The organism is Acinetobacter sp. 231_lipA (assembly GCF_058243005.1).
On the sequence record NZ_JBZAYU010000001.1, the window covers coordinates 1,303,876 to 1,322,575 of the forward strand.

Consider the following 18,700-nt stretch of genomic DNA (forward strand, 5'->3'; position numbering starts at 1 on the left):
AGCGCCTCAAAACAGGCGCTTTTTATACCGCTTGTTTGACCAATGTCGAACTGCTGAGTTGCGCTTTCACCCAATCGGCCAACAAAGTGACTGCCGCGCGAATATCTGTTGAAAGTTCATGACCTGCATTGAGGCGGATACAGTTTTTATAACGCTGCCCTTCACCAAAGACTTCGCCTGGCACAATATTAATACCGTGCTGCTGAGCAAAATAGTACATATCTAATCCATCGATACACTCGGGTAGCTGTAACCACAGCGCATAACCACCTAAGGGTTGATTGATACGTAACTCAACTCCGTTAAAGGCAAGCTGAATCATGTGTCGGTATTGCTCAACTTGCAGTTTCAAAATCGGCTTTAACTGCTGTAAATGCTCCCGATAAGCACGACTATAAATGAGATCGGCCAGTGCCAACTGCAAGGGTGTATTCACTGTGATATTTTGCATCAGTAACGTAGCCTTCAAATGCGCTAAGCGCTGCGGAATACAAAACCAACCTACCCGATACGCAGTTGAAAGTGACTTGGAAACCGAACCACAGAAAATCACATAACCCTGCTGATCCCAATATTTAATCGGCAGCGGACGACTCGAGCTAAAACTACATTCACCATAAATATCATCCTCAATTACATAACATTGATAGCGCGCCGCAAGTTGTGCAATTTTTTCTTTTTCAGCATTGCTTAAGCAAAACCCCAATGGATTTTGATAATTGGCCGTGAGTAAACACGCTTTTGCGCCTGAACTTTGCATGACCTGCTCTAAACGTTCAAGATCAAAGCCTTGAGTATCAGCTGGAATTTCAATAATTTTTCGCTTTAACCCCGCCAGCATTTGCAACTGACCATTAAAATTTGGGGTCGGTACAATTACGCTATCGCCCTCCTTGCTGAGGTGTTGGATCATCACCGACAACGCAGGCATACAGCCATTGCTGATATAGATATCATCCTGCGAAATATAGAAGCCATCTTCAGCCCAATGCTCAGACAAGGCCTGCCGCAAGCGAATATGGCCCTGCTTATCGCTATATAAAAAGTCTTCAGGTTGACTGTGTTTTAAGGCGCGTTGAATGGAGCGGCGGAGCGCTTCTACAGGCACATGTTTTGGAGAAAGCTGAATCGCTCCCAAATGGATGAGACGGCTATTAATGGAAGACTGTTGAATTTCCAGCTGTAGCTCTAAATTAGAAATATCACGGGCTTGAGACTGAAAATCAGGATGCTGCGGTACAGGAATAGATGGGCTGGTATTTTTTTGATAACTGACAAAATAGCCCGACTTATTTTTCACATGAATATACCCCTGCGACTCGAGTAGCTCATAACAGCTCTTGGCCGTATTCAAGCTGACCTTTTGTAAGTTGGCAAACTGGCGTAACGACAACAGCTTTTGCCCTGCGGGTAATTCAGCATTTTGAATTTTTTCAAGCAACTGTGCAGCCAAGCTTTGATACTGAAATGCCATTCATCTGTACCTATTTTTTTAACTTTTATGTATCTGTATCCATTATGCCAACAGAATTATGCTTCTGTCATTCGTTCACAACCATAAATAGGCACTTTTATGAAAAAAATAATCATATCTCTCTTTTGCTTATTGAGCTTATCGGCTTGCCAACCGCCACATATTTCGCAGCAGGTACAGCAGCAGCATTTTATTTGTAAAGCACTGATTGAAGGCTTTCTGAAAACGCAAAATTTAACGGATTATCAGTTTTTAAGTTTAGCGCCGAGCTTGACTGAAACATCGACCCAACGAACCTATCAATATCGGTTGAACAATGAACGTGAAATGCAGATGAACTTGCCCCACCAGAAAAATTTACAGTTCCAATGTGACCAAAGCAGTGCTGAAAACTTCAAGATCTCGCTCGCTGGTGAAGGAGATGCCATGCTCAGTTTAATCCAGTTAGACCTGCCTAAGGCTTCAACCTTAGAGATGCTGAGCGCCTATCAACAGCCTTAAGTTTTAAAACATAAAAAAGCCTGCATTGCAGGCTTCTTCATCTTTAAAATTAACGTAAGGCAACTGGTAAATGGGCAGGAGTGTCTTCTTGTTCCAGCAATTGATTTTTCATTTTTTGCAGCATTTGATAGGGTTGTTGTTGGACAAACATATTCACAAACTTCAGTGGTATCGACCCCTCAGGGTTAGCATAACCTGAGGTCGAAACCTTGACTTTATTTGATCCCAGTTTCTGAAAGGTCCAATCGCCCTCATAATGATTTAGGCGCACATAATCTGGATTTTTAAGGATGTTTTTATCAATCGCTTTATTTTTAATGCTAATAATGCCCTGACTGTCCTTGGTCATTTTTCCCTGCACCACCAAGTCGCGGTCTTTTAAAGGAAAAGGAAAATCCAGCACCATATACAGTTGAAACTCGCCTTTTTTATCATCGCGCGACAAGACTTTCACACTGCCCATATACGGCACCCATTTCACCGCATGGTCAACATCTAAGATCAATGACACTGCTTTTTCAATCGGCACATCAAACGTGGTTTCAGCCTTATATAAAAAAACTGGGTTTTGTGCATTTTGATAGGTCCAAACTTTAATATTATTTTTATGAATACTGAGTTTGACTTGATCCATAGGTTTGGCCTGTGCTGTCGTCATCACGGCAACAACACAAGCCATATATATGACTTTTTTCATTCTATTCTTCGTCTTATTTTAGTTTTTTATCTTGTTTTTATGGCGAATGAAACAGGTTTTTAAACTTGAATGTCGTTAAAACCCAGTACATCTTTCATGTCATATTTACGTGCTTCACGTCCTACCACCCAAGCCGCAGCACGTACCGCACCCGAAGCAAAGTTCATCCGGTTGGTCGCTTTATGGGTAATTTCAACACGCTCACCATCGGCAATAAACATCGCCGTATGTTCACCGACAATATCGCCGCCACGGATGGTTTGGAAACCAATACTTTGACGCTCACGTGGTCCTGTATGACCTTCACGGCAATACACTGCATCGGTTTTCAAGTCACGTCCTAAAGCACCCGCAATGGCCTCACCCATCATCAACGCTGTGCCTGATGGTGCATCGACTTTATGACGGTGATGTGCCTCAATCACTTCAATATCCACTGTGTCGCCAAAGACTTTAGACGCCAATTCCAATAGCTTAATCGAAACATTGACCCCCACAGAATAGTTGGCTGCATAGACCACAGGAGTCTGTGTCGCCGAATCATCCAAATAGGCCTTTTGTTCGTCATTCATGCCCGTGGTACCAATGACAATGGCAACCCCAGCTTCACGACAAATTTTTAAATGCTGAACGGTCGCTACTGGTGCAGTGAAATCAATGATCACATCACAATTTTTCACTACCGCTTCCAGACTACCCACCACCTTCACGCCTAGGCTGCCAATACCTGCAAGCTCACCTGCATCTGTACCAACCAGTGAGCTTTCAGGGCGTTCCACTGCCGCAGCCAGTTGATAGCCTGCTTCGTGTACCGCTTGAATAAGGATGCGACCCATACGGCCGCCGGCACCTAAGACACCAATGCGTGGAGCTGCTGACATAACATATTCCTAATCTAGCTTCAAAATTGCTCTTACTATAGCAAAACTGATTGCCCAGACTAAAGTTTGTTGGCCATTTTCATCGAAAAAATCGCTTTATTTTCAAACATGATTTCTCCAGCTTTTCACAAATTTGCAATCAATCTTACGCAGACTAGGTTCGCGTTTAAAAACAACTTTAAAATGAGGAAAATAGAATGAAAGCCAAGGTACTTTTTCTAGCGATGGCGTTTGGGGGCAGTTGGGCACAAGTTCAGGCTGAACCCGCTGTTCAAGCGGGCGACACCTTAGAAAGTTTGTCACAGGTCAAGATCACTACTAGCACACACCCTAAAGTACAGGCCGAACAACAAGTACAAGCCGCTGCACCTATGGCTGAAGAAATGGTGTCGGTTGAAGAGATCGATCAACCTGAGCTGCCAGCAGAAGCGCAATAACATAAAAAAAGCGGGAAAATACTCCCGCTCTTTTCAACATCAATTCAGACGTACCGTATTCAATTAATCAAACAATCGGTCAAAGAAAGACTTCTTCTTTGGTGATGATTTGTGATCATCTCCATCCAAGGTCTCTTGTAACTCTTTCAACAATTCACGTTGACGTGCTGTTAAGTTGACTGGCGTTTCAATCACGATACGGCAGAGTAAGTCACCTTGCATGCTGGTGCGTACAGGTTTAACCCCTTTGCCACGTAAACGGAACATTTTACCCGTTTGTGTGCCTTCAGGAATTTTCAAACTCACACGACCTTCGAGTGTCGGTATTTCAATTTCTTTACCCAAAGCAGCATCGGCAATGCTCACAGGGACATCCATATACAGGTCTGCACCATCACGCTGGAAGATTTCGTGCTCACGCACCACCACTTCTACATACAAGTCGCCTGACTGACCATCACGAATCGCTTCGCCTTTACCCGTTAAACGAACGCGGTCACCGTTGTCGACGCCCGCAGGAATCGTCACTTCTAAGGTTTGTTGACGGTCTTTAACGCCTGAACCATGACAGGTATTACATGGGTTCTTAATGATCTTACCCTGACCGCGACAGCTGCTACAAGTCTGCTGTACAGAGAAGAAACCTTGCTGCATGCGAACCTGACCTGCACCATGACAAGTTTTACAGGTTTCAACATCATTCGGGTTTTTAGAGCCTTTACCGTCACAGGTTTCACACGGCGCTGGTGCGGTAAAAGTAATGGTTTTTTTCACCCCTCTTACTGCTTCTTCCAACGTCAGTTCCATCACATAACGTAAGTCAGAACCACGACGTGCACGCTGTTGACCACGACCACCGCCGCCACCAAATGCGCCACCGAAAATGTCACCGAATTGACTAAAAATGTCTTCTGCGCTGAAACCACCACCGAAGCCGCCTCCGCCGCCCATACCACCTTCAAAGGCTTGATGCCCCATACGGTCATACATGCTACGCTTTTCGCTATCCGATAAAATTTCATAAGCTTCAGCCGCTTCTTTAAACTTCTCTTCAGCTTCAGCATTGTCAGGATTGCGGTCCGGATGATATTTCATCGCCAACTTACGGTAGGCTTTTTTAATTTCATCATCACTAGCGGTTTTAGCAACACCTAAAACCTCATAATAATCACGTTTAGCCATGTCTGGCGATGCTCCTCACGGAATTTATTTAATACTTAACTGTGGTCTGAAATTGGGTTCAAACCAAGTTTTACAAGGGGGTGTTTGAAAAAAAATCAGTAGAATTAGAAAACTGCTTTATTTTTCAAAAATTTAGACAGGCCTTTAAACCATGCATTTAGAAGGAAGAGAAATGCAATACAGCTAAAAACCACACCTGCAACCGTGCATCCAGTCACCCACAATGCGCTGTCCCAAGTGAAGAAAATAAGAGGAATAAACCACAACGCTGCAAATAACGCCAAAATGCTATAAATCACAATATTGCGCATGACCCAAAGTGCTTGCGCTTGTAACCACACTTCGGCATGATCAATTTGCGTGACTTTTCGGGCATACCAGTAGGAAAATGCGCCGCTAATCACAGTAAACAAAGCCAAAAACATGAAGACATAAGAAATCGCGATAGAGCGGCGATACTTGGTTACATTGTCTTGCATCATGCGTTTAACCCCATTTGCCACATCGTTGGTTTTTTAATGTGTAGCAAAAAACTGCTTTATAAAAATGCCATAAATTTCAGGTGCTACTATATTGAAATTTTCAACGTTTCGCACCTGATATTGGCATAAATTTACGGCTTATGGCTAATTTTTTTTACTTTAAACCACTGCGCGTACAAGGCAGGTAAAAAGAACAGGGTTAATAGCGTCGCCACAATTAGTCCGCCCATGATCGCAACGGCCATAGGTCCAAAGAAAATACTTCTAGACAATGGGATCATCGCCAGAACTGCTGCCAATGCCGTCAGCACAATTGGACGACAACGTCGCACCGTCGCATCGATGATCGCATCCCATGATTCATGCCCCGCTTGAATATCTTGCTCAATCTGATCAATCAAGATCAGCGAGTTACGCATGATCATGCCTGACAAGGCAATGGTGCCCAACATTGCAACAAAACCAAAAGGTTTATTGAACAACAGCAGAAACAACACCACGCCGATTAAACCTAAAGGTGCAGTGAGCAAGACAATCGTGGCACGAGACATACTGCGCAGTTGAATCATCAGCAAAGTCATGACCACGGCTAAGAACAAAGGCATGCCCGCTGCAACCGATTTACCCCCACGTGCAGACTCTTCCACTGTACCGCCGACTTCAACCAAATAGCCATTCGGCAGTTCCGCACGCAGCTGATTCATCTGTTCGGCCATTTCATCCACCACAGTGGCCGGCTGTAACTTAGTTCGAATATCTGCACGTACCGTAATAGTCGGTAGGCGGTTACGATGCCAAATCAAACCTTCTTCAAAGCTATAATCAATTTTTGCAATTTGTGCCAATGGTACTGTTCCGCCATTTGAGGTTGGAACGGCAAGGCTCGCCAGTGATGCCACTTCAACCCGCTCGGCTTGATCACCGCGTAAACGGATTTCAATCAGCTCACGTTTCTCACGGTACTGGTTAATGGTGGCACCCGAAATAGAGCTGTTCAAGAAATTGGCCAAATCTAAACTCGATACCCCCATTTGGCGGGCACGGTCTTGGTCAATCTCTAAATTGATCATCTTGCTTGGTTCACCCCAGTCCAAATGCACATTGGTGGTGTTGGGGTTAGCACTCAGCATCGCCGCGACTTTATCCGCCCAAGCACGCACTTGGGTCAAATCTTCACCCGACACGCGATATTGAAGTGGATAACCGACAGGAGGACCGTTTTCAAGTAAAGAGACGCGAGTACGCACATCGGGCAATAACTGACGGATTTGGGTGTCTAAGGATTTACGAATTTCATTGCGATCATCCAATGAAGAAGCCAAGACCACAAACTGAGCAAAGCTGGCCTGTGGTAGCTGCTGATCGAGCGGTAAATAAAAACGTGGCGAGCCTGTGCCAACATATGCCACATAATTATCTATGCCTTCTTGCTTCGACAGGAACTGTTCAACTTTTTTCACCGCATTTTCAGTTGCCGTTAAAGATGCACCTTCTTCAAGCTTTAAGTCGACCAAAATTTCGGCACGATTCGAGGGTGGGAAAAACTGCTGCGGTACTAACTTAAACATCAACACCGAGAGCACAAAAATAGCTACAGTCGTTGCAATGACTGTTTTGCGATAGGTCACACACAGATCGACCCAACAGCGAAAACCTTGGTAAAACTTGGTTTGATAAGGATCATGATGCTCACCTGCATGATGCACCATCGGCTGAGGTTCTGGCTGTTTGCGCAAACGTGCCCACAGACGGCTATACCACGGCGCTTTTTGAATCAGCTCTTTATTAAAATCGGGCAGGAGTTTGTCACCCAAATAAGGTACAAAAAGCACCGCTGCAAACCATGACACAATTAAGGCAATGGTCACCACTTGGAAAATAGAGCGAGTGTATTCACCTGTACTGGACGCTGCCGTGGCAATTGGTAAAAAGCCCGCAGCGGTAATCAAAGTTCCCGTCAACATCGGAAAGGCAGTGGTTCGCCATGCATGCCCTGCTGCTTGTAGTCGACTGTAGCCTTGCTCCATTTTGATCGCCATCATTTCCACAGCAATAATAGCGTCATCGACCAAGAGCCCGAGCGCCAAAATCAACGCACCTAAGGAAATTTTATGTAGACCGACATCAAAAATATTCATGCCTGCAAAGGTCATGGCTAGGACCAATGGAATGGAGAATGCCACCACCAGTCCAGTACGGAAACCCAGCGAGAAAAAGCTAACCAGCAAGACAATAATCACCGCTTCAGCCAAAACTTTCATGAACTCGTTGACACTACGCTTCACCGCGACAGGCTGGTCTGAAACTTTCTTCAGCTCCATACCTAAAGGCAAAGTTTTTTGCAGCTTGGAAAACTCAGTTTCTAAGTTTTTACCCAAAGCCAAGATGTCGCCACCTTTACGCATCGACACCGCAATGCCAATGCCATTTTCCCCCATAAAGCGCATACGGGGTTGAGCAGGTTCACTAAAGCCACGATAGACGTCGGCAACATCGCTGAGCTGGATGGTTTTTCCATTGACCAATAAAGGCATACGTTGCAGTTCTTCAACGCTCTTAATTTGCCCTGTGACTCGAAGTTGAATACGATCCGATTCTGTTTCAAAAAAGCCTGCACTGGCCATGGTATTTTGCTGTTGCAGGGCTTGTTGCACTGCTGTCACAGGAATGCCTAACTGTGCCGACTTGGTGTTGGAAATTTCAATCCAAATCTTTTGATCTTGCAGCCCAACCAAGTTGACCTTAGCGACATCTTTGACGCGTTGCAGTTGTAACTGTAAACGGTCGGCATATTCTTTCATCACCGCATAGTCAAAATCTTTACCCGTCAGCACATAAATGTTGCCGAAAGTATCGCCGAACTCATCATTAAAGAAAGGTCCTTGCACCCCATTGGGCAGCTGATGTTTGATGTCTCCAACCTTCTTGCGTACGTCATACCACACATCCGGTATCTCACTGGAGCGCATGGCATCTCGTGCCACAAAAGTCACCATCGACTCGCCGGGTCTGGAGTAGGCCATAATGCGCTCATACTTACCCGTGGTCATCAGCTCTTTTTCAATACGGTCGGTCACTTGTTCAGACACCTCGCGCGCCGTTGCACCCGGCCAATAGGTCTGTACCACCATCACTTTAAAGGTAAAAGGTGGGTCTTCGCTCTGTGCTAGTTTGGAATAAGACACCACACCCACGATGCCCAGTAACAACATCAAATAAAGGACCAAGCCCTTATTTTTTAAGGCCCATTCCGACAGGTTATAGTTCATACTTAACTCCCTATCGCAATCTTGACCGTTTTATTGTCACGGCTAATCGGTTGAATTTTTTGTTTTTCACGCAGTAAATGCACCCCACCCACCACGACATAGTCCTTTGGCTGTAAACCTGAACGAATGGTAACGCTGTTTCGACTATACTCCCCCACACTGACAGGCACTTTACGAATACTGTTGTCAGCATTCACCACCCAGACATAAGCATTTTTACCTGCAGCGGAAACACTGGCTAACGGTACACTCAACACATTGCTTTCAGTTGAACTGAAAAACACCCGAGCACTCTGTCCCAGTTGAATCGTATTTTGTCCTTCACGCAAAGCCACTTTGACACTAAAAGTACGTGACTGATCTGCGGCAGGTGAAATTTCACGGACGTAGGAAGCAAAACGTTCATCGGGTTTAGACCACAAGGTGACGATTGCATCCTGTCCAACTTTAATCTGAGCAATCGCTTGTTCAGGCACACCAATTACCACTTCACGATCACCTGAAATGGCCAGTTGAAACGCGGGTTGCCCTGCTGAAATCACCTGTCCAATTTCAATATTACGCTCGGTAATTACGCCGTTTTTATTGGCGATCAGTTGGTTATAACTGGTTTGGTTTTGCGTAACGTTATAATTGGCTTGTGCTTGTTTCAAGCTCGATAGTGCGGCTTTATATTGATTTTCAACGCTGTCGTACTGTGAACGACTCACTGCATTACTCGGTAATAATTGCTTAAAGCGTTTGAGTTCATCCTGCGCATTTTTTTCAGCCGCTTGAGCACTTTCTAACTGTGCTTTGGCTGCATTTAATTGCAACTGGGCATCTTGCACATCTAAGCGCGCTAAAACTTGTCCGACTTTGACTTGGTCACCCACATCGACCAAACGCTCCGTGACTTGTCCCCCAACCCGAAAGGACAGTGCCGTTTGTTGGCGGGCTTGCACTTCGCCTGCATAGCTTTTTTGTTCTAGATGCGTGGTATTCGGTTGGCTCACCATTACCAAAGGCACTGACTCTGGTTCGGTCGTGTCTTTGCTACATCCCCACAAGGTGATACTACACACCACCATCATACTTGCCACAAGGGTCTGAATTTTGCTCATGAAGTCTGCTCTTCTTCCATAACCACCAATTAATCAGGCACAATATCCAGACTTAATTTGGTTATTTTTTAATTAATATACTGCATAGTACACTAATTAAAGATATGCTCAGATGTAAATGACTTTTTGAACTTTTTTTAGGAAAATGTGTGCAAGCTTCAGCAGGACGTCCCAAGGATTTAGAAAAACGGCAACGTATTTTGGAGGTGGCACGTCAGTTGTTTTTACAACATGGCTACCACGGCTCCAGCTTGGACCATATTGCCAAGGAAGCGTACGTCACCAAACTCACGGTGTATAACCATTTTCAGGACAAAGCCAATCTGTTCAGTTGTGCGATTGAGGAAACCTGTGAAAAGCTGATGCTGGGTCGTTCATTTCAACTGCAACGTGCCGAAGACTTTGTGCCCATGCTCGAACAGATTTGTGCGTTATCGATGCATATTATTAACCTGCCTGAGGCCATCAAGCTGGAGCACCTGTTATTACAACTGGCCGCTGAACAAAACCCATTGCTAGAGAACTTCTATAAAGCCTCTCACCTCAAAATGCGGGCGATTTGGGAACAGTTCTTTGACCAAGCTCAGGCCTTAGGCGTTCTTCAGTTTGAACAGGTCAACGAGGTCATCACCTTATTAATGTCTTTACTGTTTGGATATCGTCACCAAGAAATGTTGTTGGGAATGAATGAAGTGCCAAATGCCAAACAACGCGAGCAACTGATTCAAGAGGCTATTGCGATTTTTTTATTAAAATACCCCATACAAAAACCGTAAGATTCAGTTAATTAGTTTCATTTTTTTGACATTAAATTCAAGCACTTGCCATCAAAAGCCACCTTTATTTTAAAACAATCGCTTGCCCTAAGTGGTTCATTTGCTTCTAAATTCAGCAATTAATCCCCTACTTTTGTCTGCTCCTACTTGGATTGTCATCGAATCGGGGTATAGTCAAATTAAGAACAACGAGGGAATAATAATCATGATTCAACAAATTGATGCTCCACTACGTGAAGATGTCCGATTACTCGGCAATCTATTGGGTGAAACTCTCAAGGAGCATGCAGGACAAGATTTGTTTAATCAGGTCGAGCAAATTCGCGCATTGTCTAAAGGTGCTCGTGATGGTCAAGTCGAAGCTGAAAAACAGCTGGAACAATTGTTTTTTAGCCTTGAAGATGATGAAATTTTACCTCTGACACGTGCCTTTACCCACTTTTTGAACTTTGCCAATATTGCAGAGCAATACCATGTAGTCCGTAGCCGTCGTCAAAGTGAATTTGATGAGACCGCACCCTCTCCAAATCCGCTCGACCACCTCTTTGCTAAATTTAAAAATAACGACATTTCAACCGATACGCTGTTCCAGCAAATCTGTGATTTAAATATTGAACTGGTTCTGACCGCTCACCCCACTGAAGTCAGCCGTCGTACTCTGATCCAAAAATATGATGGTATTAACGATGCCTTATTTAAAATGGATCAGCAAAAATTGACCCCTCGCGAACGCCAAACAGTCCTTGAAGACTTAAAACAACTGATCTGTTCGGCGTGGCAGACCGATGAAATTCGTCAACACCGTCCAACCCCAGTCGATGAAGCAAAATGGGGTTTCACCACCATTGAGCAAACCTTATGGAATGCCGTGCCGAAGTTCATGCGTGAACTAGACGACATGGTGATTGAACACTGCGGGCAACGTCTGCCTTTACATGTGGCACCTGTACGTTTCGCTTCATGGATGGGTGGTGACCGTGACGGCAACCCGAATGTGACACACAACATTACTCAAGAAGTCCTGTGGCTGTCGCGTTGGAAAGCCGCTGATCTTTACTTACGTGACATTGAAGACTTGCGTTGGGAACTGTCGATTCAAAGCTGTAGCGATGAACTGCGTAAAGCCTTGGGTCAAGACCATCCTGAACCCTACCGTGAATATTTACGTGATACCCGCGAACGGCTGAAAGCTACGCGCCATTGGCTCGCAGAAAAACTGCGCGGTGCCGATGCCGATGACAGCTTGGTGATTAAAGCCAAAGAGGAGCTGCTACAGCCTTTACTGCTGTGTTATCGCTCTTTAATTGCCAGCAACCTGCCTGAAATTGCCAATGGCAAATTGCTAGACTTTATCCATCGAGTGAACTGTTTCGGGATTGAACTGCTAAAACTGGATATTCGCCAAGAGTCAGGCCGTCATCGCCAAGCGATTTCAGCCATTACTGAATATTTGGGTCTGGGGAATTTTGAAACGTGGACCGAACAAGCACGTCAAAACTTCTTATTGCAAGAGCTACAAAGCAAACGTCCGCTGTTGCCCAAGCATTTAAATGAACCTGCGCAAAGCTTAATTGAACAACCTGAAGTGCAAGAAGTGTTTGCTACCATGCGTACTTTGGCAGCGCAGCCTCAAGAAAGTTTAGGTGCCTACATTATTTCGATGGCTGAATATCCAAGTGATGTGCTGGCGGTACTGCTTTTGCAAAAAGAAGCAGGCATCCAACATCCGCTGCGTGTGGTGCCATTATTTGAAACATTGAAAGACTTAGATGGCGCCGCAGCTACCATGAATACCCTATTCAATATGCATTGGTATAAACAGCATATTCAAGGCAAACATGAAGTCATGATTGGCTATTCGGACTCGGCAAAAGATGCTGGCTTTATGTCAGCCAATTGGGCACAGTACCGTGCGCAAGAAGAATTAACCGCAATTGCGAAAAAGCATGGCGTACAACTCACACTATTTCATGGTCGTGGCGGTTCCATCAGCCGTGGCGGTGCGCCAACGCAACAAGCCCTGTTTTCACAGCCACCTGGCTCGATTTCAGGTGCAATTCGAGTCACTGAACAAGGTGAAATGATTCGCTTCAAGTTTGGCCTAGAAGGCATTGCACTACAAAACCTAGAGATTTATACCGCTGCTACTTTAGAAGCCACTTTACTTCCACCGCCCGTCCCAAAACCTGAGTGGCGCGAGTTAATGCACAGCATGACCGATTTGTCGGTACAAGTGTATCGTCAGACTGTGCGAGAAAACCCGCACTTCGTAAAGTACTTACGTACAGTCACGCCAGAGCTTGAACTACAAATGTTACCGCTTGGCTCACGCCCTGCAAAACGTAAAGTCACTGGCGGCATTGAGTCTCTACGTGCCATTCCTTGGGTATTTGCGTGGACCCAGATCCGTTTGATGCTACCCGCTTGGTTAGGTACAGGCGCAGCAATTAACCAAGTGATTGATCAAGGACATAAAGCCACCTTAGATGAAATGCTGATGGCTTGGCCGTATTTCCAAACCCTGATTGATATGTTGGAAATGGTGCTCTCAAAGTCTGATGCTCATGTGGCGCTGTATTATGAGTCGCACCTGACTGATGATGAGGACTTGAAAGTGCTCGGTGAACATCTGCGTCAGCGCTTAAAGTATGCGGTGCAAACCCTGTTAGCGCTTAAAGGTGAGTCTAAGCTCCTCAGCAGCAACGAAGTTTTAGATCAGTCGATGAGAGTGCGCAAACCGTATTTATTGCCCCTGCATTTACTCCAAGCAGAGTTAATGAAACGTCGCCGCCGTTACCTAGAAGAGCGTCAGGAAACAAATACACCTGTAGATCATGCACTTATGGTGAGTATCGCCGGTATTGCAGCGGGTCTTCGTAACACAGGATAAAGTTTTAAGCGCGCTCCATTTAAAGCACATCAGCATGATGTGCTTTTTTATTCACCGCATGGTCAAACCTTTTATAATTTTTTTTATCAATCCAATCATAAATATTTATGAATGTGCGATTGGCTAAATTTACCAATTAAACCTTGATTTATCATTATTTTTAAAAATATAAAGTTTTACCATGCGGTAAAAAGTTCTGAAAAGTCATAAGATTAGTTTGAACAATTTTTTGTATCACTGATTAAATCTTCTAAAAAACAAGAGTATGATGTGCACAATTTATCTTTAGAGTGCTCAAAAAATGTCCAATTGGTTTCCCAAATGGCGCCCGTACGAAGGCAATATCGATGCACGTCCTGTTGGCACAAGTGAATACCTCCCTGCTTCACAAAGTGCAATTTTAGGTGTGCAGCATGCCTTTGCCATGTTTGGAGCAACGGTTCTTGCACCTTTCTTAATGGGCTTCGATCCCAACCTTGCCATTTTAATGTCCGGGATTTGTACCATCTTGTTCTTTATTATGACGGGTGGACGTGTTCCAAGCTATTTAGGTTCAAGTTTTGCATTTATTGGGGTCGTGATTGCAGCAACGGGCTATACAGCATCGGGCACAGGCGCACTCAATCCAAACTTAGCTATGGCGGGCGGCGGTATTATTGCCTGCGGCGTGCTCTATACCTTGTTTGGTTTTATGGTCATGGCAACGGGCACCAAGTGGATTGAAAAACTGATGCCGCCTGTGGTGACAGGTGCTGTGGTGATGATTATTGGTCTCAACCTTGCCCCAGTGACGGTCAAAGGCGTTGCGGGCAATTCCTTTAATATGTGGATGGCACTGGTTACCGTATTATGTATGGGCTCGATTGCAGTCTTTACCCGTGGTTTATTGCAGCGTCTCTTATTATTAATTGGTTTGCTACTGTCTTACTTGGTCTATTTCATCGTGACCAATGTTATGGGCTATGGCACAGCCATTAATTTTGCCCCGATTCAACAAGCCGCTTGGTTTGGTTTACCGACTTTTCATGCGCCTGAATTTAATGCCAATGCCATGATGATCATTGCACCGATCGCGTTAATTTTGGTGGCAGAAAACCTCGGTCACATTAAAGCCGTGAGTGCGATGACTGGTGAAAACCTTGATCCGCACATTGGTAAAGCGTTTGTTGCCGATGGTGTCGCAACGACATTAGCCGGGGGTGTCGGTGCACCAGGCATGACCACCTATGGTGAAAACATTGGGGTCATGGCAGTCACACGAGTTTACTCGACCATCATTTTTGCCATCGCAGGTGTGTTTGCCATTTTCTTAGGTCTATCTCCAAAGTTTGGTGCCATCATCCATACCATTCCGACCGCGATTTTAACTGGTGCGTCGATTGTGGTGTTTGGTTTGATTACCATCGCAGGTGCAAAAATCTGGATTGAAAACAAAGTCGATTTTTCACAGAACAAAAACCTGATGGTCGCTGCAGTCACCATCATTTTAGGTACAGGTGATTTTGCCTTACAAATTGGCAACTTTAACTTGGGTGGTATTGGTACTGCTACGTTTGCAGCGTTGTTCTTGAACTGGTTCTTCAGCTTAGGGCAAAAAGATTAATCTGCCTGATATTTTGAGATTTCATTTTTGATCGCAGCCTTCGGGCTGCTTTTTTTGCTCTGATATTCTGGCTCCGATTACACACGCCGCTACGCTAAAGGATGTCTCAAAACGCAAAAAAGACTAAGATAAAGCAACATTTTCCGCTTTGACCGTGCCATGCGCCTTGATTTTTTTGATCTGCAATTGTTTATCAATATCCTGAGTACAGGCAGTCTGACCAAGGGTGCAGAACGCTCCGCCATTTCTTTACAGGCCGCCAGTGAGCGAATTAAAAAATTAGAACACCATTTTGAAGTCAGTTTATTCACCCGCCATGCAACTGGGGTAAAAGCGACCCTTGCTGGACAAACCTTCGCGGAACATGCGCAGCACTTACTGCAACAACAGCAGCAATTACAACAAGCCATGCTGCCCTTTGCCCACAGTGCAACGAGCAACATTATATTGTGGTGCAACTCATCGGCGCAGAGTGAGTACTTACCGCATTTATTGCCGCAGTATTTAATGGAAAATCCGAAGCTCCATATTGAATTAAAAGAAGCCGAAACCAATGACATCATTCAGGCCCTCAGTACAGGTACGGCACAGTTGGGGCTGATCTCTGGTTTTTTTGATGCAGGGCAGCTTGAAACTCAAGAGTTTGCTGAAGACCCGTTGGTACTGATCAGCCCAAGCCAGCATCCACTTGCTACTGCGGCTCAACTGGAGCTGGGTGAATTATTGCAACATCCGTTTGTGGGCCTCATGCAATATCACTCCTTACAACAGTCAATAGAAGCTCAAGCCAAACGCTTAGGCTGTGACATCCACTATCGTCTACGGGTACCAAACTTTGCCGCGATTGCCCAAGTCGTTGCCAATGGCGTCGGCATTGCGATTATTCCCAAGCGGGCAGCCCTGCGTTTAAAAGCACAGTATGATTTTCAGCAAATTGAACTCTTAGGCAAATGGGCCAACCGCAAGTTGCTGTTAGCAGCACGGTGTTTTGATCAGCTCCCAGTAGATTATCAACACTTTAGTCAATTCCTCTTGAGCCAACATGACCAACTCATTGCGCATTAAAGCCAGCCCAGCTGATGTAAAACCATATAACTGCCAAATAAAACTAGGCCCACAAAAAACACCTTACGAAAGGCCTGCTCAGGGATGCGGTAGCGAATTTTAGTGCCCAACCACATTCCGAGCAATGCAGGCAGCAGAGCGATCAACGACAGTTGATAGTCAATTGGGGTGTCTTCAACAGGATTTAGATGTAAATACGTGGCCAGACACAAGGTTGAAACAGTAAAGGCAAGACCAAGCGATTGTACCAAATCATCCCGTTTCAAATGTAAGGACTGCAAATATGGTACTACGGGAATCACCACCACCCCTGTCGCCACCGTCAAAGCACCGCCCAAATAGCCCATGATCGGTGATAAATATTTTTCATACGGGGCTAAGTTGGGCATGTTTTTGGCAAACAAACCATATAGACCATAAATGGCCAGCATCCCGCCCAACAGCGCTTCACTTTGAAATTCGCCATGTCCGAGCGTAGGAAAAACACTCCAGACTGAACCAATGATCATGCCTACCAGCAACGGCCAAAAGCGTTGTACCAGTCGCAGTACACGCCCTTCTGCGAACAATTGCCAGAAGTTCGTGACCATGGAAGGGATAATCAGCAAAGTCGCCGCTTGAAATGGACTAATCACCAAAGATAAAAGTCCCATCGACACGGCGGGCAAACCCAGACCAATGGTGCCCTTAATCATGCCTGCGACAGCAAAAACAAAAATAACAAAAGCAAGCATGACGCTTCTCTCTAAACACTTAGCGCCATGCTATAAAATTTAAATCTGGACTCATATCACTGTTTTTTAGAAGTAAGCCTCAACCAAAGATTGAGGCTTACTGGAAAGAATGGTCTGGACTCAACTGTTATTGAATCCAGATGTGATGCGCTGTAATTCTGCTTAGTATTTGAAATTTAGGCTGAAGCGGAAAGTACGTGGATCGCCCCAGCTCACCAATTGTGCATTTGGCGTGGTTCCGACTAAATACTCTTTATCAAACAGGTTTTTTACGCTGAATTTTGCGCCCCAATTTTTCGCCTCATAACCGGCACTGACGTCATACAGCGTATAGCTCGATAGTGGCACATAATCAGTCCCACGTTGTGCTGTACGCGCACCTTGATAATTCGCACTGGCACCAATATTCCAACCCAATTGCTCATCTGCAAAGAAGTACTGGGTTGATAAAGAGGCGGCATTTTTAGGCACATGGTTAATTCGCTTGCCAATATCGCTGCTGGTTTCACTTTCAGTAATTTTTGCAGTTGGAATATAACTATAGGTTGCGGTCAAGTTCCATTGATCCGTCAACGCAGCTGATAATTCCGTTTCAAAACCTTTGGTCTTTTGCTCACCAATTTGTACGTGATGAGTATTTGTTGAATCTGGCTCTGTGACATTCTGACGGGTTAAATCATAATAAGCCACATAGCCTTGCAGCCGTTGATTCAGCCCTTGGAACTTAACCCCAACCTCAAACTGCTCTCCCTCTTCAGGGTCCAATAGTGTTCCGCCAGCGCCAGTGTCGCTCACAGGAAAGAATGAGGTTGCATAACTCACATAGGGCGCAAACTTATCATTGATTTGATACATCAAAGATGCATTACCCGTGAAAGCATTGTCCGAGTTTCTCAGCGTCGTACCATTGAAAAGGTCATCGACTTCGACCTGCGTCCAGTCATGACGACCCGATAAGCCCAAGATCCAATGATCATCAATTTTAAAATTATTACGTAGATACACACCCATATATTGGGTATCTGTAATTTGGTGAGCAATCGTTGCTGTCGCTTTTTCTATCGGGGTGTAGATCGGATTATCCGCATCAAATTGCGACAAATTGCGACGACGGCGCTCGTAGTCACTGCGCTCATGCATCATGTCCAAACCAACCATCAAATCATATTGGGTTTTGCCCCAATCAAAATGACGCGACAAATTATGATCCAGCGCAAAATTCACATCATCTTTAATCTGTCTTTCCACCGTCCGTTTGAAGGTTGGTAAAGAAGCGCCACTAGCTGCCAATACAGGATTGTTATCTGCATCGGTTTTGGTGACTGCAAAATTTTGCTTAAAGGTCCAGCCATTATCAAAATAATGCGCATAGTTCGACCCTAAGCGCAGAACATCGACCGTATTGCTTAGATTCGGCGCGCCAAAAAATAAGGTCTGTGAATAGTTTTTATAAGCGCCATTGCTATAGGGAATCCCCTGCTGGCGAATAAAATCCCGATGCTGATAGCTGGCAATCACAGACAATTCGTCTTTTTCACCTAAGTCAAAATTATAAGACGGTGCAATATAATAATTTTGGCTCTAGACTAGCAGATTTACACTTAAT

14 protein-coding genes and 1 pseudogene are annotated in these 18,700 nt (G+C 44.9%); 6 read left to right on the forward strand and 9 right to left on the reverse strand.

The annotated features are described in order from the left end of the window. Nucleotides 1–22 precede the first annotated feature (22 nt). Nucleotides 23–1,474 carry an aminotransferase-like domain-containing protein gene (locus AC4CUX_RS06635; RefSeq protein WP_279747116.1) on the reverse strand — a complete coding sequence of 484 codons (1,452 nt, stop codon included), beginning with the start codon at nucleotides 1,472–1,474 and terminating at the stop codon, nucleotides 23–25. Between the two features lie 99 nt (nucleotides 1,475–1,573). On the opposite strand from AC4CUX_RS06635, the gene AC4CUX_RS06640 reads away from it, so the two are divergent. After that, the gene (locus AC4CUX_RS06640; RefSeq protein WP_490792244.1) at nucleotides 1,574–1,975 is read left to right on the forward strand and encodes a hypothetical protein; all 402 of its coding nucleotides are present in this window, start codon (nucleotides 1,574–1,576) and stop codon (nucleotides 1,973–1,975) included. 49 nt (nucleotides 1,976–2,024) lie between these two features. On the opposite strand, the gene AC4CUX_RS06645 is transcribed toward AC4CUX_RS06640, so the two are convergent. Both AC4CUX_RS06645 and dapB read right to left on the reverse strand, forming a co-directional pair. Continuing rightward, nucleotides 2,025–2,672 carry an START domain-containing protein gene (locus AC4CUX_RS06645; RefSeq protein ID WP_490792245.1) on the reverse strand — a complete coding sequence of 216 codons (648 nt, stop codon included), beginning with the start codon at nucleotides 2,670–2,672 and terminating at the stop codon, nucleotides 2,025–2,027. A 59-nt stretch (nucleotides 2,673–2,731) separates the two neighbouring features. Continuing rightward, nucleotides 2,732–3,553, reverse strand: coding sequence for a 4-hydroxy-tetrahydrodipicolinate reductase (dapB, locus tag AC4CUX_RS06650; protein WP_490792246.1), 822 nt, complete (start codon nucleotides 3,551–3,553; stop codon nucleotides 2,732–2,734). 197 nt (nucleotides 3,554–3,750) lie between these two features. Between dapB and AC4CUX_RS06655 the strand changes: the two genes are divergently transcribed. Then, nucleotides 3,751–3,990 carry a hypothetical protein gene (locus AC4CUX_RS06655; protein ID WP_131230901.1) on the forward strand — a complete coding sequence of 80 codons (240 nt, stop codon included), beginning with the start codon at nucleotides 3,751–3,753 and terminating at the stop codon, nucleotides 3,988–3,990. Between the two features lie 63 nt (nucleotides 3,991–4,053). Here the strand turns inward: AC4CUX_RS06655 and dnaJ are convergent, their stop codons facing one another. From dnaJ to AC4CUX_RS06675, 4 genes are all read right to left on the reverse strand, one after another. Further along, nucleotides 4,054–5,172, reverse strand: a complete 1,119-nt coding sequence (gene dnaJ, locus AC4CUX_RS06660; RefSeq protein WP_087011980.1) for a molecular chaperone DnaJ — start codon at nucleotides 5,170–5,172, stop codon at nucleotides 4,054–4,056. A 104-nt stretch (nucleotides 5,173–5,276) separates the two neighbouring features. Beyond that, nucleotides 5,277–5,654, reverse strand: a complete 378-nt coding sequence (locus tag AC4CUX_RS06665) for a hypothetical protein (RefSeq protein WP_004691852.1) — start codon at nucleotides 5,652–5,654, stop codon at nucleotides 5,277–5,279. A 131-nt stretch (nucleotides 5,655–5,785) separates the two neighbouring features. Continuing rightward, nucleotides 5,786–8,923 (reverse strand): efflux RND transporter permease subunit, encoded by a 3,138-nt coding sequence (locus AC4CUX_RS06670; protein WP_490792247.1) that lies wholly within the window; start codon nucleotides 8,921–8,923, stop codon nucleotides 5,786–5,788. A gap of 2 nt (nucleotides 8,924–8,925) precedes the next feature. Beyond that, on the reverse strand, nucleotides 8,926–10,026 hold the full coding sequence (locus AC4CUX_RS06675) for an efflux RND transporter periplasmic adaptor subunit (RefSeq protein WP_279747118.1): 1,101 nt from the start codon (nucleotides 10,024–10,026) through the stop codon (nucleotides 8,926–8,928). Between the two features lie 149 nt (nucleotides 10,027–10,175). Between AC4CUX_RS06675 and AC4CUX_RS06680 the strand changes: the two genes are divergently transcribed. From AC4CUX_RS06680 to AC4CUX_RS06695, 4 genes are all read left to right on the forward strand, one after another. Then, on the forward strand, nucleotides 10,176–10,802 hold the full coding sequence (locus AC4CUX_RS06680; protein ID WP_201952962.1) for a TetR/AcrR family transcriptional regulator: 627 nt from the start codon (nucleotides 10,176–10,178) through the stop codon (nucleotides 10,800–10,802). Nucleotides 10,803–11,007: 205 nt separating this feature from the next. After that, complete coding sequence (gene ppc, locus AC4CUX_RS06685) at nucleotides 11,008–13,692, forward strand: phosphoenolpyruvate carboxylase (RefSeq protein ID WP_201952965.1); 2,685 nt, start codon at nucleotides 11,008–11,010, stop codon at nucleotides 13,690–13,692. 301 nt (nucleotides 13,693–13,993) lie between these two features. Beyond that, a complete protein-coding gene (locus AC4CUX_RS06690) occupies nucleotides 13,994–15,295 on the forward strand; it encodes a solute carrier family 23 protein (RefSeq protein WP_058951473.1) in 1,302 nt (433 codons plus the stop codon). Between the two features lie 159 nt (nucleotides 15,296–15,454). Then, entirely contained in the window at nucleotides 15,455–16,360 is a 906-nt protein-coding gene (locus AC4CUX_RS06695; RefSeq protein ID WP_201952968.1) for a LysR family transcriptional regulator, read from the forward strand. Here the strand turns inward: AC4CUX_RS06695 and AC4CUX_RS06700 are convergent. Both AC4CUX_RS06700 and AC4CUX_RS06705 read right to left on the reverse strand, forming a co-directional pair. Beyond that, nucleotides 16,357–17,094 (reverse strand): sulfite exporter TauE/SafE family protein, encoded by a 738-nt coding sequence (locus AC4CUX_RS06700; RefSeq protein WP_004691863.1) that lies wholly within the window; start codon nucleotides 17,092–17,094, stop codon nucleotides 16,357–16,359. The genes AC4CUX_RS06695 and AC4CUX_RS06700 overlap by 4 nt on opposite strands. 162 nt (nucleotides 17,095–17,256) lie before the next feature. Then, nucleotides 17,257–18,672: pseudogene (locus tag AC4CUX_RS06705) on the reverse strand (TonB-dependent siderophore receptor); the annotation flags it as partial. Nucleotides 18,673–18,700: the final 28 nt, after the last annotated feature.